Genomic DNA, 25,516 nt, shown 5'->3' on the forward strand with positions numbered 1-25,516 from the left:
CGTATCACAGCGCCAGCAGACGCCGACGGCCTGCTCGGTCCGTTCGTGGTCGACGAGGTGGCCCGCGTCGTCCAGCGCGTCGGCGACGTTCTCCTTCGCGTCGCGATAGTCTGGCCCTCGAACTCCCCGGCGAGGTCGTTGAGGTGGCCGTCCTCGGTGAGGACCGAGCGGAGGTCCAGGTCTGTGGCGACTCCACCAGTCGACGTCCTGTTTGTCCCCGAACGTACAGATCATCACCGCGCCGGTGCCGAACTCGCCGTACGACGTCCTCGTCGGCCAGGAGTCGACCTCCTGGCCGAACAGCGGCACCTCGAAGGTGTCGCCCACGCGGCCCTCGTAGCGCTCGTCGTCGGGGTCGACGGCGACGGCGACACACGCCGCGAGCAGTTCGGGGCGGGTCGTGGCGATCTCGATGGGGTCGTTCTCGACGCCGTCGAACGCGACCTGGTACAGCGTCCCCGTCCGGTCTTCCTTCTCGACTTCGGCGTCGGCGATGGCGGTCTCACAGCGCGGACACCAGTTGACGGGGTGTTCGTCGCGGTAGACGTCGTCTTCCATCTCGACGAACGAGCGCTGGGTCTTCCCCCAGTACGACTCGTCCATCGTTCGGAACTCCGCCGACCAGTCGACCGAGAGGCCGAGGGCGTCCATCGTCCCCTTCATCGAGTCGATGTTCTCGTCGGTCAACTCGACACAGAGGTCGCGGAACTCCTCGCGGGAGACGTCGGTGCGGTGGATGCCCTCGTTCTCCTCGACCTTGACCTCCGTCGGCAGGCCGTGGCAGTCCCAGCCCTGCGGGAACAGCACGTCCTCGCCCTTCAGGCGGTGGTAGCGGGCGGCGAAGTCGATGTAGGTCCACTGGAGGCCGTGGCCGAGGTGGAAGTTCCCCGTCGGATACGGTGGTGGGGTGTCGATGATGTAGTCCGGGCGGTCCTCGTCGTCGACGGCTTCGCCGTCTGCCCGAGACGTCTTCGACGTCTCGCCGTCGTCGTCCTGGTACGTGTAGAGGTCGGTGTCTCGCCACTCCTCGCGCCACTTGCTCTCGATACGGTCCGGGTCGTAGTCGTCCGGTAGGTCTGTCATGGTTCGTCGGGGTCGGTCGCTGTGCGGTGCGCTGTGAGAAGGAGGCTACACACGTACTACGGGCGACCGATACATACCCGATAGAAACGGGAGCGGTAGGATAAATCTTCGTGTGTGGCCGTGCGACGGGGGCACCGCGCGACGCCTGTCAGGCAGAGAGTCGAACACTCGTTCGGGGAACCGTCGAGTGCTCGCTGACCGACCTCCGGTCACGAGACGGTAGCGTCTACACCAGCATTCCGCTCGACCCCGACCGTGTCGGCGACGCCCTCGCCATCGTGGACGAAGTCGCCGCGGCGTCGCGCGAGAACGCGGGCACCGTCCGCTATCACGCGAGCAGGGACGTCCTCGACCCGAGCGCCGTCCGTCTCTTCGAGCAGGACGAGGCTGGGGCGGCCACACGCGCCCATCTGGAGACCGATGACGACCGCCCGTTCGTCGAGCGCCTGCCCGACCTGGTCGACGGGACAATCGAGACGGTCCAGATGGCGCTCGACGAGCCGCCTGCGACGGCCCGGTTCGACGCCGAGGAGGCCGCCGAGTCGGTCGAGTGACCGGCCGCGGACCCACCTGATTGAAGCACTCCGGGGGTGTCCGTGCTCGGTATGGCAACCGACCAGACGCGCTACGACGCGTTCGTCGAGCGAGTGGAGCGGCTCACCTACCTCCAGGGGGCCAGCGGCGTCCTCTCGTGGGACCAGCAGGTGATGATGCCGGAGGGTGGCACCCCCGCCCGGTCACGACAGCTCTCGACGCTCTCGACGATGGGTCACGAACTGCTGACGAACGACGAGATGGCCGCCGACCTCGACGCGCTGGAGGCCGACGACAGCCTCGTCGACCCACAGCAGGCCGTCGTTCGGGAGGTCCGCCGACAGCACGACCGTGCCGTTCGAGTCCCGAGCGACCTCGTGGAACGCACCTCGCGGGCGACCAGCGAGGCACTGGGCGTCTGGGAGGAGGCGAAAGCCGAGGACGACTTCGACCTGTTCGCGCCCAAACTGGAGGAGCTCATCCAGCTGAAACGCGACTACGCGGAGCACGTCGACCCCGACGCCGACCCCTACGCGGTGCTGTTCGCCGACTACGAACCGTACCTCGACCTCGACACCGCAGAGCGCGTCCTCACACGGCTACGCGAGGAACTCGTCCCGCTCGTCGACCGCATCCGCGAGAGCGACGTCGAACTCGCCGTGGACGCCTTCTCGGGACAGTTCGACACGGAGAGACAGCAGGCCGCCTCCCGTGACGCCCTCGACACGCTCGGCTACGACTGGGACCGGGGCCGCCTCGACGTCTCCTCGCACCCCTTCACCTCGGGGAACCAGTTCGACGCTCGCGTGACGACCCGCTTCGACGAGTCCGACCCCCTCGGGGCGCTCACGGCGACCGTCCACGAGTTCGGCCACGCGCAGTACATGCTCGGCCTGCCCGACGACCACTACGGGACGCCGCTGGGCGACGACCGCGACCTGACGGTCCACGAGTCCCAGTCCCGACTCTGGGAGAACCACGTCGGCCGCACCGAGGAGTGGTGGGGACTGTTCCTCCCCACGTTCACGGACCACTTCCCGGACGTCGAAGCCACGCCGCGTGACGCCTACGAGGCCGCCAACCAGGTCTACGAGGACAACCTGATTCGGGTGGAAGCGGACGAACTCACCTACCACATGCACATCGTGCTCCGCTTCGAAATCGAGCGCGACCTCATCGCGGGCGACCTGGACGTCAGCGAGGTCCCGCAGGTGTGGAACGACAAGATGGAAGAGTACCTCGGAGTTCGCCCGGAGACCGACGCCGAGGGCTGTCTCCAGGACATCCACTGGAGCCACGCCAACTTCGGGTACTTCCCGACGTACTCGCTCGGGAGCGTGCTCGCCGCCCAGCTCGACAGCGCCGTCCGCGAGGACCTCGACCTCTCGACGCAGATCCGGGCCGGCGAGTTCGAGCCGCTGCGGGAGTGGCTCTACGAGCACGTCCACCGACACGGTGCCCGGTACACCACGCCGGAACTCGTCGAGCAGGCGACCGGCGAGGAGTACACCGCCGACCACTTCCTTGACTACGTCACCGAGAAGTACGAACGGCTCTACGACCTGTAGGTCGCCTCGACCGTCGAACACGAACCCCGGTCGACGGACGCTCTCTCCCCGAATTAAGCGACTGTTTCCACCGAGTGAAGCTCACGTTACAGTTTGATAATCGGATACTATAGCGGTCAGCATACCCATAACAAACAGTCCGTAGCGAGTGGTACCCACCATGGTCCTCGACCGTGCACTGGCACACTACAGGAAGGGAGGGCTGTCTCGACTGGTCTCGAAAGCTCGGGATCAGTTCGCGTTCAGCCGCGAGTACGCGACGTTCGGCCTCGAACGCGCGCTCCTCACCGACCGTCAGTGGTACACGTACACCGTCTGGCGGAACCGCCGCGGCGTCGATGCGGCCGCCGACCCGCGGCAACTGCGCTACGTCGACCCCCGTGACATCGTCCACACGAGTCCCTTCGAGACGCTGTTCTGCTTCCGCAAGTTCGGCTCGGTCCGCGGTGGTGACTGGGACCGCGACTGCGAGCGCCTCGACGAACGGTTCGACTACATCTGGGAGGCGCTCGACGCCCGGTACGAGCAGGGCGCGGCCTGGGAGGACGTCGACCTCGTCCAGCAGGTACTCGACGGTGAGGAACGCTGGCGCTTCGCTACCGGTGAAGAGGTCTGGGAGTGGGTCGAGCGTCTCGACGCCGTCTACGCGAGCATCCGCCGCGACGGCTACCGTTCCGCACGCGAACTCCTCGACGTCCCGTTCGAGACGGCCGCCGCCCCGACTCACGACTCGCTCCGCGACCGGTTCCGACCGGTCACCAACGAGTCGATGCTCTTCGAGAGCACCGACGACGTGACCATCTTCGACTGGCTGGCCGACATCCAGGTCGACATCGGCCGGGACGGCGAGGTCATCCAACACAACGGCCGGCACCGCCTCTGGATGGCCCAGCACTTCGGTCTCCACGAGATTCCGGTCTGTGTCGTCGTCCGCCACGAGCAGTGGCAGGCACTCCGCGACGAGGTGAGCGCGGCGACGAGCGTCGCGGAGCTGAGCGACCGGGCACGTCGCCACCTCGACCACCCCGACATGGTCGACGTGCGTGAGAACCTGGGTCGTCCCGACGAGACGACGAACGCCGGCGGTGAGACGCGAACCATCGCGGCCGACGACTGACCGACCACGGCCGTCGCCGGTCGGTCGGGATGCGTCCCCGACGGACTTCCCCTACAGTTAACACACCCCGAGACTCGGTGACGAGTATGGCAACGACGGACACGGACAGCGAGTCCGAGGCCCCCGACGCGTACGAGGACCTCCTCGACCACACGAGACAGCTCACCTATCTCGAAGACGGCTCCGGCGTCGTCTACTGGGACCTCCAGGTGATGATGCCCGAAGGTGGGATGCCCGCCCGCTCGAAACAGCTCTCGGCGCTCTCGTCGGTCACCCACGACCTCCAGACCGACTCCGACGTCGGCGAGTACCTCGATGCCCTCGCCGACGCGGACCTGAGCGACGAGCAGGCCGCCGTCGTCCGCGAACTCCGACGGGACTACGAGCGTGCGGTCGACGTCCCCGGCGACCTCGTCGGTGAACTCTCGGAGACGCAGGCCAACGCCCAGCAGACGTGGCAGAACGCGAAAGCCGAGAGCGACTTCGACGCGTTCGCGCCGACACTCGAACGGCTGCGTGACCTCCAGCGCGAACGCGCCGACCACATCGACGCCGCTCAGTCCCCGTACGTCACGATGTACGAGGACGGCGCGCCGTACCTCCCACTGGACACCGTCGAGGACATCTTCGACACCCTCCGCGAGGAACTCGTCCCGCTCATCGCGGACATCCGCGAGCAGGGCGACGACCTACCCGACCCGTTCGACGGGACGTACCCCGACGACGACCAGATGGCGCTGTGTGAGGCCGCACTGGACTTCCTCGGCTACGACCGGTCGCGTGGTCGCCTCGACACCGCGCCACACCCGTTCATGGTCGGGACGCAGTTCGACGCCCGCGTGACGACCCGGTTCGACGAGTCCGACCCACTCGGGGCGGTGATGTCGACGACCCACGAGTACGGCCACGCCTCCTACCAACTCGGCCTTCGACAGGACGCCTACGGCACCCCGCTCGGGAAGTCCCGCTCGTCGGGCGTCCACGAGTCCCAGAGCCGGTTCTGGGAGAACCACGTCGGCCGCACGAAGCCGTTCTGGGAGGCGTTCGCCCCGACCGCGAACGACCACCTCGGCACCGACGTCGACGCCGAGACGATGTACGAGTCGGTCAACCGCATCTACCCGGACAACCTCATCCGGGTCGAAGCGGACGAACTCACCTACCACTTCCACATCATCCTCCGTTCGGAGATCGACCGCGCGTTCGTCGAGGGCGACATCGGCGTCGAGGAGATTCCCGCCCTGTGGAACGAGAAGATGGAGGAGTACCTCGGCGTGACGCCGCCGGACGACGCCCGTGGCTGTCTGCAGGACATCCACTGGTCGTCGGGCTTCGCGTCGTTCCAGAACTACACCGTCGGCTCCGTGTTAGCCGCCCAGTTGAACGCCGCCATCCGCGAGGACCTCGACGTCGACGCGCTGGTCCGCGACGGCGAGTTCGACCCCATCCGAGAGTGGATGAACGAACGCGTCCACGAACCGGGCTGTCGCTACGAGACGCCCGAACTGATCGAACACGCGACGGGCGAACCGCTGACGGCCGACTACTTCGTCGAGTACGCGAAGTCGAAGTTCGGCGACCTCTACGGGCTGTAAACCCACTTTTTTTCTTCGTCGGGTGGCGCTTCGCGCCACCGCTCCTCGAAAAACCTGGACTAAAAAGGCCGAGTACTCGCTTCGTCGCCAGCGGCGGTGCCGCTGGCTTCCGGCGAGACGGCTTCGCCGTCTCGCGTGGCTCGTACTCGGTGAACCGCGCTCGTTTCACTCACGCGGACGCTTGAGTTGTTTGTTCCAGCAGTTTTCTGCTGAATCAACTGTTAGACAGAGAGCGTGAGTCTATCGGGACTGAGTAGTTGAGTGGGAACTGTCCGAAGAGTTGCTCAGGGGAAGCTCACGCTTCCGCTGTTCCGGTGTTGGGACCTTCTGAAACAGAATCGTCTTGTCATCCCGCTTCGCATACAACTCCACTTCCTGCTCGGGGCGTAATCCATCTATCTCCAACTGGCCGCCTTCAGTGGAGATTACGTGTTGTTCTGTCGTACCAGACGAATTGGGTACCTTTGCTATGAGTTGAGTAGCGTTGCCCATCTTGTCGACCGTCACCGACGCGATGCACGGGGGGTCCTGCAATTCGATGCAGGTGTATTCGGAACTCACCGTCATCCCCTCCTCCGAGTTATCCCCGAACGCTCCAGTCACGCTTGAACAACCAGCAGTAGCGGCTGTCCCAATCACGGCGAGGAGAGCACGACGTTTCATACGGTGCATCAATCAACAAGCGGTAAATATCTTCTGCGAAGAATGATACACACGCGGCACAACTCTAACAATACCGGCAAACTCGGCAAGCGCAGAGAAACACGAATCGAGACGTGCGAGGAACCGCCACGGCACGCCGCCGACAGTCAGAGCGTGACACCGACCCGGCGGTCCCCGGTTTCGCTTACTCTAGGTCGAATCGGTCGAGCGTCATCACCTTGTGCCACGCCTCGACGAAGTCCTCGACGAACGTCTCCTCGGCGTCGTCCCCGCCGTAGACCTCCGCGATGGCGCGAAGCTGGGAGTTCGAGCCGAACACGAGGTCGAAGCGGGTCGCCTCGTACTCGACGACACCGGTGTCGCGGGACCGCCCCTCGAACACCTGTTCGGCGTCGTCGACCGGTTCCCACTCCGTGTCCATGTCGAGCAGGTTCACGAAGAAGTCGTTGGTCAGCGTCCCCGGTCGGTCGGTGAGGACGCCGCGGTCGGAGCCGTCGTAGTTCGCGTCCAGTGCGCGCATCCCGCCGACGAGCACCGTCATCTCCGGTGCGGTCAGGGTGAGCAGTTCCGAGCGGTCGACGAGAATCTCCTCGAGCGGCCGGTCGTGCTCGCCACCCAGGTAGTTGCGGAACCCGTCGGCCTCCGGTTCCAGCGCCCCGAAGGAGTCGACGTCGGTCTGCTCCTGGGAGGCGTCGGTTCGACCGGGCTCGAACGGGATATCGACGTCGTAGCCCGCGTCGGCCGCTGCCTGCTCGACGGCGACGTTGCCACCGAGGACGACGAGGTCGGCGAGCGAGACCTGCACGCCGTCGTTCCGGGAGTCGTTGAACTCCGATCTGATGCCTTGGAGCGTGTCGAGGACCATCCCCAGTTCCTCGGGGTTGTTGACCTCCCAGTCACGCTGTGGACGAAGGCGGATACGTGCGCCGTTCGCGCCGCCGCGCTTGTCGCTGTCGCGGTACGTCGAAGCGGCCGCCCACGCGGTCCGGACGAGCTGTGGGACCGTGAGCTCCGAGTCGAGAATCGCCCCTTCGAGCTCCTCGACCGCCGCCTCGCCGACGAGTTCGTAGTCGACGTCGGGGACGGGGTCCTGCCAGAGCATCTCCTCGTCGGGCACCTCCGGACCGAGGAACCGGGTCGGGGGACCCATGTCGCGGTGGATGAGCTTGTACCACGCCTTGGCGAACGCCTCCTGGAACGCTTTGGGGTCGTCCTGGAAGCGCTCGAGCACCTCGCGGTACTCGGGGTCCTCCTTCAGCGCGACGTCCGTCGTGAGCATCATCGGCGGCTGGGTCTTGGACTCGTCGTGGGCGTCCGGTGCGTCCGCGACGGCGTCGGCGTCGACCGGTCGCCACTGCCACGCGCCGCCGGGACCCGTGTGCGGTTCCCACTCGTGGTCGAGCAGGTTGTCGAGGTAGCCCATGTCCCACTTGATGGGCGCGTCCGTCCACGGCCCCTCGATACCGCTGGTGATGGTGTCGGCACCGCGGCCGGACTCGAAGTCGCTCTCCCAGCCGAAGCCCTGTGCCTGCATGGGTGCGGCCTCGGGTTCGAAGCCGACGTGGGCGTCCGGGTCGTCCGCACCGTGGACCTTCCCGAAGGTGTGGCCGCCGGCGATGAGTGCGACCGTCTCCTCGTCGTTCATCGCCATGTTGCTGAACGTCTGGCGGATGTTGTGGGCCGAGCCTTCGAGGTCGGGTTCGCCGTTCGGTCCCTCGGGGTTGACGTAGATGAGCCCCATGACGGAGTTGCCCAGCGGCGCTTTGAGGTCACCCTCCTCGTCGAAGCGCGCTTCGGACGTCGTCTCCATCTCGTCTTCCGGCCCCCAGTAGACGGCCTCGTCGGGTTCGTAGGTGTCCTCGCGGCCACCGCCGAAGCCGAACGTCTCGAAGCCCATCGATTCGAGGGCGACGTTGCCCGAGAGGACGAGCAGGTCGGCCCACGAGAGACTGCGGCCGTACTTCTGTTTGACCGGCCAGAGGAGTCGTCGTGCCTTGTCGAGGTTCGCGTTGTCCGGCCAACTGTTGAGCGGTGCGAACCGCTGCCCGCCACGCGACGCGCCACCGCGGCCGTCACTCGTGCGGTACGTCCCGGCGCTGTGCCACGCCATCCGAATCATCAGCGGCCCGTAGTGACCGTAGTCGGCGGGCCACCACTCCTGAGAGGTCGTCATCACGTCCTCGATGTCCGCCTTGACCGCGTCGAGGTCGAGGGACTCGAACGCCTCGGCGTAGTCGAAGTCGTCGTCCATCGGGTCGTTCGCGTGGACGTTCTGCTTGAGGATGTCGACGTTCAACTGCTCGGGCCACCAGTCCTTGTTGGACCTGTCCATGTTAGGCCAGTTGCCGCGTTCGCCAGTTAAGATTGTCTACTTGGGTAACGATGTTTCGGTCCAGCCCAAGTAATCTACCGGATGGATGAACTCACACTCTCTATTCGACAGGATTTCTGGAGCAGCCACCGACCGAGCGCGTCGAGCGGACCGAACCGTCGCCCGCCGAACGACTCACGAGCGAGCGGACTCACACGCGGTCGAGCAACGCTCGTCGCAACTCTTCGGGACCGGTCGTCACCACGTCGGCCGCCGAGAGGTCCTGTGTGTGGTCGTCGTCCCACCGGAAGCCGACGCTGGACATCGCGGCGGCGTTGGCCGCGGCGACACCGTGGGTGGAGTCCTCGACGGCCACACAGGCGTCGGCCGGCACGTCGAGTTCGCTCGCGGCGTACTCGTAGACGAACGGGTCGGGTTTGCTCGGCCCCTCGACGTCGTCGGCGCTGACGACGGCGTCGAACGCGTCGAGGCCGAACCGGTCGGTGACGAACCGAATCCAGCGGTGTGACGACGAGGAGACGAGCGCGAGCGACGCGTCACGTTCGCGCAGGGCCGAACAGAGCGCCTCGAACCCCGGCAGCAGGTCGGCACGCTCGGTGTACAGTTCCTCGGCCGCGTCGTCGTACAGTGTGAGGAACGCCTCCCGGTCCATCGTCGTGCCGTGTTCGGCGACGAGGAAGTCGTAGATGTCTCCGACGTGCATCCCGATGACGTCGCTCGCCGTCACGTCGCCGTCGGGGGCGGCCTCGGGGAGGATGCGCTCGTTCTCGAGGGGGACCCAGTGGTGTTCAGAGTTCACGATGACCCCGTCCATGTCGAAACAGACCGCGTCGTGCATACCCGAACTGTGACCAGCGGATCCAAAGCCGTTCTGCGAACTGTGTTTCTACTCGCCGTTCGACACGTCAGCGCGTCGAACTGCTTTTACCGGTCGGCACGGTTCGTCCGGCAATGAGTTCGCTGCCCGACGGGACGGACGGTCGACTCGCGCCGGAGGCCGCGTTCTCGCTGCTCGGTCACGAGCTACGACTCGAAATCCTCTGGGCCATCTGGACGGCACCCGACGGCACGGCGACGTTCTCGGAGATACGTGACCGGGTCGGCGTCGAGGACAACGGCCGACTCAACTACCACCGTGGAGAACTCACCGACCACTTCATCCGGCGGGTCGGCGAGGAGGGGTACACGCTCAGACAGGCCGGACTCCACGTCATCCAGGCGATTCACGCTGGGACGTTCACCGACCACGCGGAACGTGAACGGACCACCCTCGACGGTGCGTGTGGCGACTGCGGTGGTACCCTCGCCTTCCGCTACGTCGACGACATGGCGAACGTGTTCTGTGTGGACTGTGGGCGACTCTGGAACGAACACGCCTTCCCACCGGCGGGTGTCGACGGGCGGACCAACGAGGAGTTGGCCGTGGCCCACGACCGGTGGGAGCGAGCACGACTTCGCCTCGCGGCCGACGGCATCTGTCCCGCCTGTGGCGGGCGGATGACCGCCGACCTGATTCCAGTCGGCCACTACCACGACTACCCGACGCACGTGCGCTACGAGTGTCGCCACTGCACCTTCCACCCCCGAGAGACGCTCGGTGAACGGGTCCTTCGACACCCCGCGACGGTCACGCTGTTCTACGACCACGGCGTCGACCTGGCGGCGACACCGTGCTGGGAACTCCCCTTCTGCTTCGACGAAGACTACGTCGAAACCGAGACGGACCCGCTGTGTGCGCACATCCGGGTGCCGTGTGAGGGTGAGGAACTCGTCTTCGCGTTCGACGCCGACGGTCACCCGACGGTCGTCGAGTGAGCGACCGCACGGTGTGTGCTACTCGTCTTCGGGGCCGTCGACCACGGCGTCCACCTCGATTTCGACACACATCGCCGGGTCGACGAGTCGTGACACCTCGACCATCGTCGCGGCCGGCCGAACGTCGCCGAACGCCTCCTCGTGGGCCTTCCCGACCTGTTCCCAGTCGTCGGCGTCGGTGACGAACATCCGCGTTCGAACCACGTCGTCGAGGCTCGCGCCCGCCTCCGTCAGCGCGCGTTCGACGTTCCGGAGGACCCGTGCGGTCTGCTCGTAGGCGTCGCCGTCGAGGACGGCTCCCGAGTCGTCGGTGGCCGTCGTGCCGGCGACGAACACCCGGCGGCCGACGCGGACCGCCCGCGAGTAGCCGACGCGTTTCTCCCACTCCGTTCCGCTCTGGACTCGCTGTCGTCGCATGGCCGGACGTCGTCGTCGAACGACAAGAACCCGTGCGCTCGCCGGTGGCACCACGCCTTTGCTCGCTCACCGAGAGTGTCGGGCATGGCCACCACCGAACTGGAGACGACCGAGGCGTTCGTCGGCCTGACCTGCGTCGACTGTGGCGAGAGCTTCGACGCCGAGACGAGTCACCGCTGTCCCGACTGTGGGGGCATCCTCGACCCGACGTACGACTACGACCGACTGGACCTCACGCGCGAGACGTTCGAGTCCCGCCGGTTCGACACGATGTGGCGCTACGAGGAACTGTTACCGTTCGCCCGCGACACGGCGGTGACGATGGACGAGGGCGCGACGGCGCTCGTCGAGGCACCAGCGCTGGCCGACCGGATGGGCGTCGAACGCGTCGTCGTCAAAGACGAGGGGCGCAACCCGACGGGGACGTTCAAGGACCGGGGGCAGACGGTGGCGATGACCGCCGCGACCCTCCACGGTGCGACGGACATCGCGCTCAACTCCGCCGGGAACGCCGGGCAGTCCGCCTCGGCGTACGCCGCCGAAGCGGGACTGGACGCCCACGTCTTCCTCCCCGACCGCGCCGGGTTCACCCAGAAGTCGATGACGCTCGTCCACGGCGCTGATTTGACGGTCGTCCCCGGCGAAATCGGTGACGCCGGCGCGGCCTACGCCGACGCGATGGCCGACCACGAAGACGACTGGTACTCGACGAAGACGTTCGTCACGCCGTATCGCCACGAGGGCAAGAAGACGATGCTGTACGAGACGGTCGAGCAGTTGGACTGGGAGGTGCCCGACGCCGTCGTCTACCCCACCGGCGGCGGGGTGGGTCTCGTCGGGATGCACAAGGCCGCCCGCGAGTTCCGTGACCTCGGTCTGACCGACGACCTGCCGCCGATGTACGCCGCACAGGCGAGCGGTTGTGCGCCCATCGTCGAGGCGTGGGAGTCGGGAGCAGAGCACCACGAGACGTGGGCGGACGTCGACACCGTCTTCGGCGGTATCGCCATCCCGAACCCCGGCGCGAGTCCGCTGATTCTCGACGCGCTCGAAGAGAGCGACGGCGGTGCGGTGGCCGCCAGCGACGACGCGATTCTGGACGCGGCTATCGCCGTCGCCCGCGAGACGGGCATCGAGATGGGGGCGACCTGTGCGGCCGCCGCTGCGGGCGCGTTCGAACTCGCGGAGCGTGGCGAGTTCGACGCCGACGACACGGTCGTCCTGCTCAACACCGGCGCGGGGAGCAAGGACGACGACGTGCTCCGCGGGCACCTCGGGACGGTCTGAACGAGCGGGCGGCAGGCGACGGCCCAGCGCCTTTCCGGTCGGCCGGAGTAGAGAGCCGTATGGCGTTTCCCGTCTCGTGGCGCGACCCGCGATACCTCCTCACCGTCGCGGGCGTTCTCGCCGTCGGCGTCCTCGCGGTGCTCCTCCGAGCCACCGGCCAGTTCTCGACGCTCTCGTTCGGCGTCGGCGTCCTCGGCGTGACGCTCGTCTCGGCGGGAGCGATGGCACTCTCGCGTCGGATCGGCTGAGTCGCGTCGGCCTCAGACGACGCGGTTGACCGGGTCGGCACCTCGGCCGATGCGTCGGGCGTTCGTGACGACGAGGTCACCGACCGCCTCGTGGTAGTCGTTGGTCAGCGCCGCGCAGTGTGGGGTTATCAGGACCTCCTCGAACCCCCACAGCGGCGACTCGGCCGGGAGCGGTTCCGGGTCGAGAGCGTCGAGCGCCGCCCCGGCGATGGCTCCGGATTCGAGAGCCGTGACGAGCGCGTCCTGGTCGACCACCTCGCCGCGGGCCACGTTGACCAGGTAGGCGTCTTCGCGCATCGTGGCGAACACGCCGGCGTCGACGAGTCCCGTGGTCTCGTCGGTCAACGGGACGGTGAGCACGACGAACCGAGCGTCCGAGACGGCGTCGTGGAGGTCGTCCGGGGTGACCACCTCCGAGACGCCGGGGACGAGCGCCGGCGTGCGGCGGACACCGACCACGTCCATCCCCAGCGCGTCGAGGCGGACGGCGACCCCCTGTCCGAGCGTCCCGAGGCCGACGACACAGGCACGTTCACCGCTGAGCGTGAACGCCGCCTCGTAGGGCTCGTGTTCCCACTGCCGGTCGTGCTGGCGGTCACGGTAGCGGTGGAGTCGCCGCGCGAAGGTGAGACAGTGTCCGACGACGCTCTCGCCGACGCTCGTCCCGTGGATGCCCGTCGAGTTCGTGAACGTCAGGCCCGCCTCGTGGTACTCCTCGACCGGGTAGTCGTCGTAGCCGGCGGTGATGGCGTGGACCCACGGCGCGTCCAACAGCGCGTCGTCGTGGGCGAACGCGACGACGCCGTCGGCGTCCGTCGGGTGGCAGTCGGTCGTCGCGTCGACGCCCTCGCTCGTGAGGTAATCGACGAGCAGGGCCGGGGCGAAGACGGGCGAGACGGAGTCGTGGACGAGCAGTCGCATGGCAGTCGCTCCTCGGGGACGGGTATTAACAGTCACACCGGTCTCGTCGGTCGGAAGCGGCCCGGTGAACCTCCGCCTCACAGAGGGCTCCGTGGGGTGCCACAGCGTCTGCCGAGTGCTTCACGGGGCAGCGCCCACCCAGAGAGAGGTGTAGCGGCTCAGGTGAAGTTCCTCGTCACAAGGGGCTCGGAGGGGGTAACCGTCATCATCGCCGTACGGACCCGGTTCGTCACGGCTGCCCAAGAATCCACCGACCACGGAGAATCACTCCCCCGCCAGTTCGTCGACGACGGCCACGACACGACGCTCGACGTCGTCACGAATCTCGCGGACGCGCTCTACGTCTCTGCCCGTGTGGGTCGCCGGGGTCCCAGTCACGCACGTCGACGCCCGAGAGGGTGTCCAGCGAGAGCGTCGAACAGCCATCGTGGCGACGACGGTGCAGCGTTCGAGGCCGTTCAGAAGAGTCCGAGAACGAAGCCCATTCCCATGACGATGAGCACTGCGGCCGAGAACGCGGGGAGGTACGGCGTGTACTTCTCGACTTCCTCCTCGTAGTGCTGGTAGCCCGCGATGAGGAGCATCGTCAACCCGACGATACCGACGACGACGGTGATGGCGTACGCACTCATCAGTTCGAGGCAGTAGTTCGATCCCGCACACAGCGCGATAATCTCGAACTCCTCCTCGTGGGCGAAACCGAGCAGGAACGCGAACCACGCGATACCGAGCAGTCCCCGGTCGGTCGCCTCCTCCATACTGCCGTGTGAGTGGCCACCGACGAACGGGAGTGCTCGCTTCAGTCGCGCCAGCCAGCCGCCGTCCGAGGCAGTCCGGCTTCCGTGTGAGTGGTCGCCCCCGTGGTCGTGCGACCGGTTCTCGGGCGGTGTGGCGTGGACGCTCGTCACGTACTCGCTCGCGTCGTGGTCGCTCTCGTGAGCGTGGCCGTGGTCGTGCGAATGACCCTCGTCGGGAGCGTAGTCGTGCCCGCCGTGACTGTGTGAGTGGCCGTGCGTGTACTCACGGATACCCAGGACGACGAGGAGCACGCCGGCGACGAGACTCACGGGGCCACCGATATAGACACCGCTGAACAGTTCGAGAGGTTCGTTGACCTGTGTGAGATTGAAGTACGCCTTCGCGTAGAAGAACACCCCGACCATGGCGATGCTGCTGACGAGGTGGCCAAGCCCGAGGATGAAGCTGGCGGCGAACCCGTAGAGCCACTTGTTCGACTGGTCGAGCGCGTAGGAGGCGGCGACCGGCCAGCCGTGACCCGGTTCGATACCGTGAATCGCCCCGAGGATGATAGCTCCGGCAAACAGCCCGAGCGAGACGTCTTGTAGCATTCAGTACGAAATAGTCGGTCGAGACCAGGTTTATCGGTTGTTACTACCGAACCGGGGGGATCGTCATACGACAGCCGTTTAGGACGCGTGGCGCAGTGACTTCGTATGCGGACGAGTTTCAGTATCCCCGACGACGTCGTCGCCGAGTTCGACCGGGTCTGGCAGGAACAGGGGCTGGAGTCGCGCTCGCGGGCCGTACGCGAGGCGATGTTGGAGTACGTCGAAGCGCACACGCGACTGGAGGAGACGAGCGGTACCGTGGTCGCGCTCCTCGGGTTCGACTACCAGCACGACGAGGTCATCCACGAGCTACACGACGTCCAACACGAGTATCAGGACGTCATCCAGAGCACGAGCCACACCCACCAGGGCGAGTGGTGTCTGGAGTCGGTGTTCTGTCACGGCGACGTCGGCCGAATCCGGGAGTTGACCTACCGGCTTCGGGACTTCGACGGCGTGGGACGTGTCCGGGTGATGCTCATCCCGACCGAGTGACGCCCCGAGAGCCCAGCGCTCTCCGTCGACCGATACGGGCCGACGACGGAGTCGGTCGGTTTCGAGTCGGTTCGGCGCGACTCCGTCGGTAGCTACCCCGTTCCGAATCCGCTCGGCGGGGAGCCGAGTCGCTCTCTCCGACCGTCGCGCTGCGCTATCCCGACCCGCCGGCGACCGCACCGACCAGTTCGTCGATTCGCACCAGTTCGTCGGTCGTGATGGCGTGGCCGAGGCCGTCGTAGAACCGGGTCTCGACGTCCGCGCCGAGGCCCTCGAAGACTCCAGCGGAGGCCCGGACGTAGAAGAACCCGACTCCCGCCGGCCGACGTCCCGGTGGGGTCCGCACTTATACCATCACCCTGCGAGGGATGTGCCATGCGCATCGCAGTCTGCGCCGACACACACGTTCCGTCCCGTGCCGACGGCATCCCCGAGTGGGTCAGAGAGGAGCTTCGGAGCGCCGACCACGTCGTCCACGCGGGGGACTTCGACTCCCCGGAGGCGTACGACGAGGTGGCCGACCTCGCCCCCGAGTTGACCGCCGTTCGGGGGAACATGGACTCCGAGTTCGACGCCGACCTCCCCGAGACGGCGACCGTCGAACTCGACGGCGTCCTGTTCGTCGTCACCCACGGGACCGGTCCGGCCGAAGACTACCGCGAACGGGTCGCCGGCATCGTCGAGGAGGCGGCCGGCGAGACCGAACTGTCGGTCGTCGGCGTCTCGGGGCACACCCACCAAGTGCTGGACGAGACGGTCCCGGCGACGGGGCCGGACACCGAGCGCCAGACGCCGTTCGCCGACGGCGTCCGACTGCTCAACCCGGGGAGCGCGACGGGGGCCGACCCCGCGACGCGGACGACGATGCTGGTGCTGGACGTCGAGGACGGCGCGGTGGACGTGCGACTGGTCGAACGCTGAACGGTCGCAGTCACCCTCTCGTCCGGTTCAGATACGGGACCGTTCGGCCGAAGAGCGCTCGCCACGCGGTGTCGACGGTTCGAGGACGTGGAGGCGACCGGCGACCAGGCCGAGCAAGAGGCCGGCGAAGTGGGCGACGAGTGCGACGCCCGGCGCACCCGTCAGGACGGTCACCGCGACGGCGAGGACGGCGAATATCAGGAACTGGACGCCGCGAGTGAGCCGAAGCCGCGAGAACGCCACCTCCGAGACGGGGTTGGCGGTGACGACGTAGCCGATGAGCGCGAAGATGGCCCCGCTGGTGCCGAGGACGAACCCCGACTGACCGAGCAGCGACCCGCCGAACACCTGTGCGAGGCCCGCGAGGATGCCCGTCACGAGGACGAAGAGGTGGAAGCGCGTGTTCGTCGTCGACCGTTCGAGCAGCAGGCCGACGAACAGGAGCGTGACGGCGTTGCCGAGGAGGTGGTACGGGTCCGCGTGGGCGTAGACACTGGTGACGAGCGTCCACGGCGTCGCGGTGAACGTCGGTCCGAGGGCGAACACCGCGGCGGGGTTGACGAGCGGGAACACCGCGAAGACGGCCTGTGCGCTCCAGTAGAGCAGGCTCACGACGAGCATGAGGGCGAGCGTCTGGACCGTCGGACTGCCTGAAATCCGACCCATACGATAACTGGTCGCTCCTGTTACAAAAGCGTACGCACGGTGGGGTCCTCCTCGGCGGTCGGTCGTGCCTCGGCATCGAGGCCGCCGAGTGCCCCGAATCCTCTCCGGTATCGCGGTCGTTTAAGCCGGCCGCTCCCGACGCGGTGGTATGGAACTGTTCGCGCCCCCCGACGTCCCCGAGATACGCGCGGGCGACGACCTCGCGGCCCTCGTCGACGAGCGCGTCGAGTTACGTGCCGACGACGTGCTCTGTGTCGCCAGCACGGTCGTCTCGAAGGCCGAGGGCCGAACCGTGGACCTCGACGACGTGACCGCCGGCGACCGGGCGCGAGCCATCGCCGACCGACTCGAACGCGTCACCGGCGACGCGAAGGACCCCCGCTTCGCACAGGTCGTCCTCGACGAGTCCGCCGACCTGGTGATGGAGGCCCCGTTCATCCTGAGCCAGACCCACTTCGGCCACGTCACCGTCAACGCGGGCATCGACCGCTCGAACGTCCCCGAAGCCGACCTCCTGCTCCTGCCGGAGGACCCCTCGGGGAGCGCCCGACGACTCCACGAGGAACTGGGCGTCCCCGTCGTCGTCACCGACACCTGCGGCCGGCCGTTCCGCCACGGCCAGCGTGGGGTCACCATCGGCTGGGCCGGGATGCCCGCCTCGCGGGACTGGCGCGGCGAGACGGACCGCGACGGCCGTGAACTCGGGGTGACCGTCGAGTCCGTCGTCGACGAACTCGCCGCGGCCGCGAACCTCCTCACCGGCGAGGGTGACGGTGGGACGCCGTTCGTCGTCGTCCGCGGCTTCGAGTTCGGCGAGCACGGTGGCTCCGACAACCTGTTCCGCGAGTACGACGACGACCTGATTCGACAGGCCCTACAGGAGTGGGAGTTCCCCGGATGAACGGCGTCGAACTCACCCCGGAACACCCGGTCGAGCGGGTCGCCGAACTCGCGGCGAGCGCCGAGGGCGCGGGCTTCGACACCGTGTTCACGAGCTGTCACTACAACAACCGCGACCCGGTCGCCGCGCTGACGCGGGTGGCGGATGCGACGGAGTCGGTCCGCCTCGGACCGGGCGTCGCCAACCCCTTCGAGACTCACCCGGTCAGGCTGGCGGGACAGATCGCAACGCTCGACGAATGCTCCGGTGGCCGCGCGGTGTTCGGCGTCGGACCGGGCGACCCCTCGACGCTCCACAACCTGGGTGCGGCCGACGAACGGGGGCTACGGCCCGTCCTCGAAGCGTTCGAGGTGGCCCGTGACCTGTGGGCGGGCGAGCGCATCGACCACGACGGCACCTTCGAGGCGACGTCGGCGGGACTGAACTTCGAACCACCACAGGGCGCGTCGATTCCGGTCTACGTCGGCGGCGAGGGGCCACACATGTGCCGGATGGCCGGCAAGCGCGCCGACGGTCTCCTGTTCAACGGCTCACACCCCGAGGACCTCGCGTGGGCACGCGAACGCGTGGAGGAAGGACTCGACCAGCGAGAGGAGGAGACAGGGGGCAGTGAGTTCGACCTCGCGGCGTTCGCCGCGGTGTCGGTGAGCGAGGACGCCGACGCCGCACGCGAGGCCGCCCGGCCGCCCGTCGCGTTCATCGCCTCGGGGGCGGCCTCCCCGGTGCTAGAGCGCCACGGTGTCGACGACGGGACTGCCGAGACCATCGGTGAGCACATCTCGGCCGGCGAGTTCACCGAGGCGTTCGAGCGCGTCACGCCCGCGATGCTCGACGCGTTCGCGGTGGCGGGCGACCCCGAGACGGTCACCGAGCGGTTCGCCGCCATCCTCGACCACGCCGACGGCGTCGTCGTCGGGTCGCCGCTCGGCCCGGACCTCGACCGTGCCGTCGAGTTGGCGGGACGGGCACTCATCGAGGCGGCCGACTGAACGGGCCACCGGACACACCGCTCCGAACCGCCGACAGACAGCGTCTCCGACCGGATGGTCGTCGGGCGACGGTTCTCCCCGAACCCCACTCGAACCAATGGAGTTACTGGCTGGAAGCCGAGAACTAGCTATTTGTCCTCAGACAGCCAACACATCAACTCGTTATGGCAACACACGCTACACCGTTAGACGACGCAGTCGACGACCTGCGAGAGACGTTCCGCGGCACACTCATCGAGGTATCGGACGAGGGGTACGACGAGGCACGCGCCATCTACAACGCGATGATAGACAGACGGCCGGCGCTCATCGCGCAGTGTGTCGACGCGGGGGACGTAGTCGCGGCGGTGAACTTCGGTCGCGGGCAGGAACTCGAAATCGCCGTTCGGAGCGGCGGCCACAACGGGCCGGGCCTCTCGCTCGTCGACGACGGTCTGGTCGTCGACCTCTCGCCGATGACGGGAGTCCACGTCGACCCCGAGGCGAAGACCGTCCGGGTCGAACCGGGGTGTACGTGGGGCGACGTCGACCACGCGACCCACGCGTTCGGGATGGCGACGGTCAGTGGCATCATCTCCACCACGGGCGTCGGTGGGTTGACGCTGGGTGGTGGTCACGGCTATCTGACCCGTCAGTACGGCCTGACCATCGACAACCTGCTCGGTGTTGACGTGGTCCTGGCCGACGGCAGTCTCGTCCACGCCGACGAGGACGAGCACTCGGAGCTGTTCTGGGCGGTTCGCGGCGGTGGGGGAAACTTCGGCGTCGTCACGTCCTTCGAGTTCCAGTGTCACGACGTCGACACCGTCGTCGCCGGGCCGCTGTTCTGGCCGCTCGACGACCTCGAGACGACGATGCGTTGGTACCGCGACTGGCTCGCCGAGGCTCCACGGGACGTCTACGCGTTCTACGCCGTCGGGGAGGTCCCGGGGGACCCGTTCCCGCCCGACATCCACGGCGAGAAGTTCTGTGGCCTGCTGTGGTGTGTCCCCAGCGGCGACGAAGAGCTCGCGGAAGAACACCTCCGACAGGCACGCGCCGCCGCCGAGCCGATGTTCGAACACGTCGGCGCGATGCCGTACCCGGCACTCCAGTCGCTGTTCGACGACCTCTACCCGGCGGGCGACCAGTGGTACTGGAAGGGAGACTTCGTCTACGACCTCACCGACGAGGCCATCGCGGCCCACGGCCGCCACGCCGAGGTGCCGACGCCGAAGTCGACGATGCATCTCTACCCCATCGACGGCGCGGTCCACGACGTGGCCGACGACGCGACGGCCTGGAACTACCGCGACGCGACGTGGTCGATGGTCATCGCGGGCGTCGACGCCGACCCGGCCAACGAGGGCGTCATCACCGACTGGGCGCGGAACTACTGGGAGGCGGTCCACCCCCACGACGCCGAGGGGGCGTACGTCAACTTCATGATGGAAGAGGGCGACGAGCGGGTTCGCGCGACGTACGGCGACAACTACGAGCGACTCCAGCGGGTCAAAGCCCAGTACGACCCCGACAACCTGTTCCACGTCAACCACAACGTCGAACCGGCGGCGTAGGCGGGTCGTCGGTTCTTTCGTGGCGAAGTGAGCGAGCGGAGTGCCCGAAGGCCGTGGAGCGAGTCAGTTCCCGCGAACGAAGCGAGTGGGAACGAAGAGCGAGTGAAACGAGCGAATCAGTTCCCGCGGAACTCGTCTTCGCGCCGGTCACGGTGGCCGCGGCCGGGCGTCGGGAAGCCTCCCAGCGGACGGAACAGCGCGCCGACGACGAGGTAGCCGAAGAAGACGACGGAGATGGTGACGAACACCGTGCCCGACAGCAGCATCGTGAACTGGAACGGGTCGAACCCGCCCGCACCGAGGGCGATGTCGGTGAACTGCCGAACCATCTCCGGGATGCTCTCGAACAACTCGACGAGTGCGTTCTGCATACGCGACCTACCGAGCGTGAGTACTTGTGTGTGTCCGTCCGCCACGGCTAAGCCGATGGGTCCGCGACCACGGGTATGGACCGGTCGCTCGACGAGTTCGCCACGCCCGACACCGACGAGGGGACGACCGACGCGGAGACGGACGACGACGCACCAGCGGACGGCGGCCCGGCGGGAGGCGAGGAGACACCGGCGGACGCTGCCGCCGACGCGGGGGAGACGGACCCGACCGACGACGGTGAGGAGCCGTCGCTCACGGTCCGGGCGGCCGAGTCGACGATGGACTGGACGCCCGACGGGGCGGCCTGTGCGGCCTGCGAGGCGACTGTCGAACGCCGCTGGCGTGACGACGGACGACTCGTCTGTCTCGACTGCAAACAGTGGTGACCACACCCCCGAATGACTACTGTTCTCGTCTGTCGCACGAACCCAGCAGAGTTACCTGTCTTCGGTTCGATTCGGGTCTGTAAGACATCCTCCCCCACGACATGAGCTACACAAGAGCCTTACTCCAGTTCCGAGACACTCGTCTACGATGAGTGACAATCTCGCCGCCGACACGGCCGATGCGGCCGACATCGAGGCCGTCGGCGACCTCGCCAGACGGGTCACTGCGAACGTCGAGGAGGTCATCGTCGGGCACCACGACGTCGTCGAGCACCTCGTGACGGCGCTGTTCGCGCGGGGCCACGTCCTGCTCGAAGACGTACCGGGCGTCGGCAAGACGATGCTCGCACGCGCGGTCGCCCGGTCGGTCGACTGTTCGTTCAAGCGCGTGCAGTTCACCCCCGACCTGCTCCCGACGGACGTGACCGGCGTGAACGTCTTCAACGAGAAGACCCGCGAGTTCGAGTTCCACGCCGGCCCCATCTTCGCCAACGTCGTGCTGGGCGACGAGATCAACCGCGCCCCGCCGAAGACGCAGTCGGCACTGCTCGAAGCGATGGAGGAGAACCAGGTGACCGTCGACGGGACCACCCGTACCGTCCCCGACCCGTTCGTCGTCATCGCCACGCAGAACTCCGTCGAACGCGACCGGACCTACGAACTCCCGGCGGCGGAACTCGACCGGTTCATGAAGAAACTCCACCTCGGCTACCCCGACGAGAGCGACGAGTCGGAGGTGCTCGCCCGCGTCGTCGGCGAACACCCCATCGACACGCTCACGCCGGTCGCCACCGTCGAGGAGGTGGTCTCGGCCCGCCGGACGGTCGCCAACGTCACCGTCGAACAGGCCGTCCGCGAGTACGTCACCCGTCTCGCGCGGTTCACCCGCGAGCACGCCACGCTCGGCGTCAGCCCACGCGCCTCTATCGCCCTCCTCCGGGCGGGGCAGGCACGAGCAGCACTCAACGACCGGGACTACGTCATCCCCGACGACGTCCAGCGCGAAGCCGTCGTCACGTTCGCCCACCGCATCCGGCCAGCGCCCGACAGCGACCGTACCGCCCGCGAGCTCGTCGAACAGGCGCTGGAACGCGTCGACGTATGAGACCGACGCGGCGAGGCGTCGTCGCCGGGCTCGCGACGCTGGGGGCGTTCGTCGCCGGGGCGACCTTCGGTGCACGGGCGCTCAACGCCGTCGCCGCCCCCGCACTGGTCGCGCTGGGGTACGCGCTCGTCGCCGTCTGGCGGGCCGACCGACCGGGGGTCGAACGACTGGTCCCGCCGCCCGGCCACCCCGGCGAGACCCGACAGATGCGGTTCAACGTCGACGCCGGCGGCCGCGTCGAACTCGAAGACCGACTGCCGAACGGGCTCAGACCGCGGACGTACGCCGCCGCCATCACGGGGGCCGGACACGTCGAGTACGAGATGGAGTACGCCCGCCGCGGCGCACACGACATCGGTCCCCTCTCCCTCCGAATCACCGACCCGCTGGGACTCATCGCCGAGACCTACCGCTACGAGAGCGACAAGCACGTCCTCGTCTACCCGACGGTGACGCCCATCACCGACGGGACGCCGCTGGCGAGACTCGTCGACCAGGCCGGGATGCCGGACCGACAGGCGTTCGACCGCCTGCGCGAGTACGCCCCCGGTGACTCACTGCGGGACGTCAACTGGAAGACGACGGCGAAGTACGGCGACATGGTCGTCACGGAGTTCGCCGCCGAGGACCAGGGTGCGGTCAGCGTCGTCGGCGAGGCCACCGCCGACGGGACCGGCGAGAACGCCGACGCGATGGCGGGGGCCGTCGCCAGCCTCGTCGTCTTCCTCCTCGACATGGGTATCGAGGTGGAACTGGTCGTCCCCGGCGGCGAGTTGGAGGCGGGGCTGGGCGACACCCACCGACAGGCCGCCCTCGACCTGCTGGCGCGGACGCCGCCGGGTCGGGTGAGCGACGAGGCCGTCGCCCGCGCCGACGTCCACGTCCTCGCCGACGGCGAGACGAACGTCGACGTCCGCGGTATCGGCGTCGAGTACACCGACCTCGTCGGCGGTCGGGAGGTGGCGGCGTGAGACGCCTCGGGGGCGTGGGTCGCTTCGGACCACGAGTCGTGGCGGTGTTCGCCATGCTCGTGTTGACCGGGGCGTACCTCACGGAACTCTACGAGGCCGTCAACGTCGCCGGGAACCTCACGCTGTTCGTCCTCGTGGTCGCGGGTGCGTTCGCCAGCGGCCTCGTCCTCGGGCGGTTCCTCCCCGACGCGCTGGCGCTACCCCTCGCGCTGGTCGTCGCCGTCGGCGGGGCACTGTTGTACGTCCCGAGCGTTCCGGACGGGACGCTCCTGTTCACGCGTGCCGACCTCATCCTCGAGGACATCGTCGCGTTGCTGACGGGGCTGAGCATCCTCAAGATCATCAACGCCGGCGTGTGGGCGACGGCGTTCGCCCCCGTACCGGTGTTCCTCTCGTGGTTCCTCGTCGGGCGACGGCGCTACACGCTGGCGGCAGTCGTCGGCCTCTCCGCGCTCGTCTTCCTCGTCCTGACGGGGGACGCCGGCGTCATCCTCGCGCTGTTCGGCGTGCTCGCGGCCGCCACCGCGGTCGGCGTCGGTGACGTCGACCTGCGCGGGGGCCGCCTCGCGGACGCCGACGGCGTGGCGATGGTCGTCGCCGCGATGGTCGTCCTGACCGTCTCCGTCTCGCTCGTCCCCGGCGGAGCGACCCAGCCCATCCTGCGTGGCACCGGCGGGAGCGGCGACACCATCGAGTCGAGTCTCACTCGGACCGACGGCGACGTCGTCATCCAGGGCCCCATCAGCCTCAGCCCCGAGGTGCGCTTCCGGGTCGACGCCGACGAACGGCGGTACTGGAAGGTCGCCTCCTACGACCGCTACACCGGCGAGGGCTGGGTCCGAACGGCCGCGAGCGACGAGTTCGACGGGTCACAGGCCGGTCCGCCCGGCCCGACACGGCAGGTCGAACAGACCGTGACCACCGAGACGGAACTCGGAGTCGTCCCCGCGGCGTGGAAGCCGACGACGCTCAGGGGCGTCTCCGCCGACGTCACCGGGTTCGGTGGGTTACAGGCCCCCGAGGGCGAGACGCTGGCCGCTCAGGAGCGGTACGAGGTCGTCAGTCGCGTCTCGACGGCCGGTCCCGACCAGCTCCGGAACGCCGGGACGAACTACTCGGCGGCGGCCGTCGACGCCGAGCAGTACACTCGGCTGCCCGAGAGCACGCCACAGGAACTGACCGAGTACACGACGACGCTGACGTCGAACGCGGACAACCCCTACGACACGGCCCGTATCATCGAGACCCACCTCGAAGAGAAGCCGTACTCGCTGGACGTCGAGCGACCGAACGGTGACGTCGCCTACTCGTTCCTCACCGAGATGGAGGCCGGCTACTGTACGTACTACGCGACGACGATGGTCGCCATGCTCCGCTCGCAGGGCATCCCCGCACGGTTCGTGACGGGCTACACGCCCGGTCAGGAGGTCGACGACGAGTACGTCGTCCGCGGGTTGAACGCCCACGCGTGGGTCGAGGTCTACTTCCCCGGCTACGGCTGGCAGCAGTTCGACCCGACCCCGTCCGGTCCCCGCGAGAGCGTCGAACAGGACAGCCTGAACCAGGCCCGTGAGAGCGGGAGCGGCAACGTCGACGTGCCGGGGTCCACCCCGACACCGACGCCGACGCCGACACCGACGCCGACGGAGGCACCGGACGGGAACGACAGCGGTGCCAGCGACCCGGGTGAACTCCCCGGTGGTGCGTTCCAGACGCCGACGCCACCCGGCGGGGCCGGGGCACTGGACGACGGCCTCGTCGGCGGTGGTGACGTCGCCACGAACAACAGTTCTGCGGGTGAGGGCGGGTTCGCGCTCCCCTCCCCCTCGCGCGAGGAGGTCGCACTCGGGACCGTCGTCTTCCTCGGATTCGCCGCGGCCGTTCGCCGGTCGGGGGCTACCGGCCGGGCGTACCGCGCGGTCTGGCTCCGCCGCCAGCCACGGACCGACGACCCCGTCCACGACATCGAGCGGGCCTACGAGCGGATGGAGTACCTGCTCGAACGCGAACGAAGACCGCGTAACACCGGCGAGACCTCCCGGCGCTACCTCCGGTCGCTCGGTGACCGCGACGCGATGCGCGTCGGCGAACTGTACGAACGAGCGGTGTACGCCGGTCGGGCGGACCGGTCGGGGGCCGACGAAGCCGTCGAGCGTGTCGACGACCTGGTCGGGAAGTACCGGCGGTTCTGACGCGACCCGTCGCCACCGGTTTCCCCACGTCCG

At 67.8% G+C, this 25,516-nt stretch carries 25 protein-coding genes and 1 pseudogene; 16 read left to right on the top strand and 10 right to left on the bottom strand.

All coding sequences use genetic code 11. From position 1 onward, the window contains the following. Window positions 1–1,083 (bottom strand): annotated as a pseudogene (locus tag GQS65_RS19380) (class I tRNA ligase family protein); the annotation flags it as partial. 110 nt (window positions 1,084–1,193) lie between these two features. On the opposite strand from GQS65_RS19380, the gene GQS65_RS19385 reads away from it, so the two are divergent. The 4 genes from GQS65_RS19385 to GQS65_RS19400 all read left to right on the top strand — a co-directional run bounded on the left by GQS65_RS19385 (window position 1,194) and on the right by GQS65_RS19400 (window position 5,897). Then, window positions 1,194–1,637: a putative quinol monooxygenase gene (locus GQS65_RS19385; RefSeq protein ID WP_158206276.1), complete on the top strand. Its 444-nt coding sequence runs from the start codon at window positions 1,194–1,196 to the stop codon at window positions 1,635–1,637. Between the two features lie 51 nt (window positions 1,638–1,688). Continuing rightward, window positions 1,689–3,185 carry a carboxypeptidase M32 gene (locus GQS65_RS19390; protein ID WP_158206277.1) on the top strand — a complete coding sequence of 499 codons (1,497 nt, stop codon included), beginning with the start codon at window positions 1,689–1,691 and terminating at the stop codon, window positions 3,183–3,185. A 160-nt stretch (window positions 3,186–3,345) separates the two neighbouring features. After that, window positions 3,346–4,302: a hypothetical protein gene (locus GQS65_RS19395; RefSeq protein ID WP_158206278.1), complete on the top strand. Its 957-nt coding sequence runs from the start codon at window positions 3,346–3,348 to the stop codon at window positions 4,300–4,302. Window positions 4,303–4,388: 86 nt separating this feature from the next. Further along, window positions 4,389–5,897 (top strand): carboxypeptidase M32, encoded by a 1,509-nt coding sequence (locus GQS65_RS19400; protein WP_158206279.1) that lies wholly within the window; start codon window positions 4,389–4,391, stop codon window positions 5,895–5,897. A 240-nt stretch (window positions 5,898–6,137) separates the two neighbouring features. Here the strand turns inward: GQS65_RS19400 and GQS65_RS19405 are convergent, their stop codons facing one another. From GQS65_RS19405 to GQS65_RS19415, 3 genes are all read right to left on the bottom strand, one after another. Further along, window positions 6,138–6,560 carry a hypothetical protein gene (locus tag GQS65_RS19405; RefSeq protein WP_158206280.1) on the bottom strand — a complete coding sequence of 141 codons (423 nt, stop codon included), beginning with the start codon at window positions 6,558–6,560 and terminating at the stop codon, window positions 6,138–6,140. 184 nt (window positions 6,561–6,744) lie between these two features. Continuing rightward, window positions 6,745–8,892: a catalase/peroxidase HPI gene (gene katG / locus GQS65_RS19410; protein ID WP_158206281.1), complete on the bottom strand. Its 2,148-nt coding sequence runs from the start codon at window positions 8,890–8,892 to the stop codon at window positions 6,745–6,747. Window positions 8,893–9,082: 190 nt separating this feature from the next. After that, window positions 9,083–9,730, bottom strand: coding sequence for an HAD family hydrolase (locus tag GQS65_RS19415; RefSeq protein WP_158206282.1), 648 nt, complete (start codon window positions 9,728–9,730; stop codon window positions 9,083–9,085). Between the two features lie 113 nt (window positions 9,731–9,843). On the opposite strand from GQS65_RS19415, the gene GQS65_RS19420 reads away from it, so the two are divergent. Next, the gene (locus tag GQS65_RS19420) at window positions 9,844–10,707 is read left to right on the top strand and encodes a winged helix-turn-helix domain-containing protein (protein WP_158206283.1); all 864 of its coding nucleotides are present in this window, start codon (window positions 9,844–9,846) and stop codon (window positions 10,705–10,707) included. An 18-nt stretch (window positions 10,708–10,725) separates the two neighbouring features. On the opposite strand, the gene GQS65_RS19425 is transcribed toward GQS65_RS19420, so the two are convergent. Beyond that, entirely contained in the window at window positions 10,726–11,124 is a 399-nt protein-coding gene (locus tag GQS65_RS19425) for a RidA family protein (RefSeq protein WP_158206284.1), read from the bottom strand. A 99-nt stretch (window positions 11,125–11,223) separates the two neighbouring features. On the opposite strand from GQS65_RS19425, the gene GQS65_RS19430 reads away from it, so the two are divergent. Together GQS65_RS19430 and GQS65_RS19435 are read left to right on the top strand one after the other, a co-directional pair. Continuing rightward, complete coding sequence (locus GQS65_RS19430; protein WP_158206350.1) at window positions 11,224–12,411, top strand: threonine synthase; 1,188 nt, start codon at window positions 11,224–11,226, stop codon at window positions 12,409–12,411. A gap of 59 nt (window positions 12,412–12,470) precedes the next feature. After that, window positions 12,471–12,659, top strand: a complete 189-nt coding sequence (locus GQS65_RS19435) for a hypothetical protein (RefSeq protein WP_158206285.1) — start codon at window positions 12,471–12,473, stop codon at window positions 12,657–12,659. A gap of 12 nt (window positions 12,660–12,671) precedes the next feature. Here GQS65_RS19435 and ddh read toward each other — a convergent pair whose 3' ends face one another. Together ddh and GQS65_RS19450 are read right to left on the bottom strand one after the other, a co-directional pair. Next, window positions 12,672–13,580, bottom strand: a complete 909-nt coding sequence (ddh, locus tag GQS65_RS19440) for a D-2-hydroxyacid dehydrogenase (protein WP_158206286.1) — start codon at window positions 13,578–13,580, stop codon at window positions 12,672–12,674. Window positions 13,581–14,038: 458 nt separating this feature from the next. Continuing rightward, the gene (locus GQS65_RS19450) at window positions 14,039–14,929 is read right to left on the bottom strand and encodes a hypothetical protein (protein ID WP_158206287.1); all 891 of its coding nucleotides are present in this window, start codon (window positions 14,927–14,929) and stop codon (window positions 14,039–14,041) included. 105 nt (window positions 14,930–15,034) lie between these two features. Between GQS65_RS19450 and GQS65_RS19455 the strand changes: the two genes are divergently transcribed. Further along, complete coding sequence (locus tag GQS65_RS19455) at window positions 15,035–15,424, top strand: CopG family ribbon-helix-helix protein (protein WP_158206288.1); 390 nt, start codon at window positions 15,035–15,037, stop codon at window positions 15,422–15,424. A gap of 154 nt (window positions 15,425–15,578) precedes the next feature. Here GQS65_RS19455 and GQS65_RS19460 read toward each other — a convergent pair whose 3' ends face one another. Next, entirely contained in the window at window positions 15,579–15,770 is a 192-nt protein-coding gene (locus GQS65_RS19460) for a hypothetical protein (protein ID WP_158206289.1), read from the bottom strand. A 29-nt stretch (window positions 15,771–15,799) separates the two neighbouring features. Here GQS65_RS19460 and GQS65_RS19465 point away from each other — a divergent pair, with 29 nt between their 5' ends. Next, window positions 15,800–16,345, top strand: coding sequence for a metallophosphoesterase family protein (locus tag GQS65_RS19465; protein WP_158206290.1), 546 nt, complete (start codon window positions 15,800–15,802; stop codon window positions 16,343–16,345). A 27-nt stretch (window positions 16,346–16,372) separates the two neighbouring features. Here GQS65_RS19465 and GQS65_RS19470 read toward each other — a convergent pair whose 3' ends face one another. Continuing rightward, complete coding sequence (locus GQS65_RS19470; RefSeq protein ID WP_158206291.1) at window positions 16,373–17,011, bottom strand: rhomboid family intramembrane serine protease; 639 nt, start codon at window positions 17,009–17,011, stop codon at window positions 16,373–16,375. Window positions 17,012–17,159: 148 nt separating this feature from the next. Between GQS65_RS19470 and GQS65_RS19475 the strand changes: the two genes are divergently transcribed. The 3 genes from GQS65_RS19475 (at window position 17,160) to GQS65_RS19485 (ending at window position 20,457) form a co-directional block, all read left to right on the top strand. Continuing rightward, the gene (locus tag GQS65_RS19475) at window positions 17,160–17,912 is read left to right on the top strand and encodes a coenzyme F420-0:L-glutamate ligase (protein ID WP_158206292.1); all 753 of its coding nucleotides are present in this window, start codon (window positions 17,160–17,162) and stop codon (window positions 17,910–17,912) included. After that, the gene (locus GQS65_RS19480; RefSeq protein ID WP_158206293.1) at window positions 17,909–18,901 is read left to right on the top strand and encodes a 5,10-methylenetetrahydromethanopterin reductase; all 993 of its coding nucleotides are present in this window, start codon (window positions 17,909–17,911) and stop codon (window positions 18,899–18,901) included. The genes GQS65_RS19475 and GQS65_RS19480 overlap by 4 nt, the downstream gene beginning before the upstream one ends. A gap of 164 nt (window positions 18,902–19,065) precedes the next feature. Then, window positions 19,066–20,457, top strand: a complete 1,392-nt coding sequence (locus GQS65_RS19485) for an FAD-binding oxidoreductase (RefSeq protein ID WP_158206294.1) — start codon at window positions 19,066–19,068, stop codon at window positions 20,455–20,457. A 116-nt stretch (window positions 20,458–20,573) separates the two neighbouring features. Here the strand turns inward: GQS65_RS19485 and GQS65_RS19490 are convergent, their stop codons facing one another. Beyond that, on the bottom strand, window positions 20,574–20,828 hold the full coding sequence (locus GQS65_RS19490; RefSeq protein WP_158206295.1) for a hypothetical protein: 255 nt from the start codon (window positions 20,826–20,828) through the stop codon (window positions 20,574–20,576). Window positions 20,829–20,903: 75 nt separating this feature from the next. On the opposite strand from GQS65_RS19490, the gene GQS65_RS19495 reads away from it, so the two are divergent. From GQS65_RS19495 to GQS65_RS19510, 4 genes are all read left to right on the top strand, one after another. Beyond that, window positions 20,904–21,215: a DUF7573 domain-containing protein gene (locus GQS65_RS19495; RefSeq protein ID WP_158206296.1), complete on the top strand. Its 312-nt coding sequence runs from the start codon at window positions 20,904–20,906 to the stop codon at window positions 21,213–21,215. 148 nt (window positions 21,216–21,363) lie between these two features. After that, complete coding sequence (locus tag GQS65_RS19500) at window positions 21,364–22,320, top strand: AAA family ATPase (RefSeq protein ID WP_158206297.1); 957 nt, start codon at window positions 21,364–21,366, stop codon at window positions 22,318–22,320. After that, window positions 22,317–23,291, top strand: a complete 975-nt coding sequence (locus GQS65_RS19505; protein ID WP_158206298.1) for a DUF58 domain-containing protein — start codon at window positions 22,317–22,319, stop codon at window positions 23,289–23,291. Before GQS65_RS19500 ends, GQS65_RS19505 begins: the two co-directional genes overlap by 4 nt. Next, window positions 23,288–25,483 (top strand): DUF3488 and transglutaminase-like domain-containing protein, encoded by a 2,196-nt coding sequence (locus tag GQS65_RS19510; protein ID WP_158206299.1) that lies wholly within the window; start codon window positions 23,288–23,290, stop codon window positions 25,481–25,483. The genes GQS65_RS19505 and GQS65_RS19510 overlap by 4 nt, the downstream gene beginning before the upstream one ends. Window positions 25,484–25,516: the final 33 nt, after the last annotated feature.

It is taken from the genome of Halomarina oriensis (assembly GCF_009791395.1).
In the GTDB taxonomy this organism is placed as follows: Archaea; Halobacteriota; Halobacteria; order Halobacteriales; family Haloarculaceae; genus Halomarina; species Halomarina oriensis.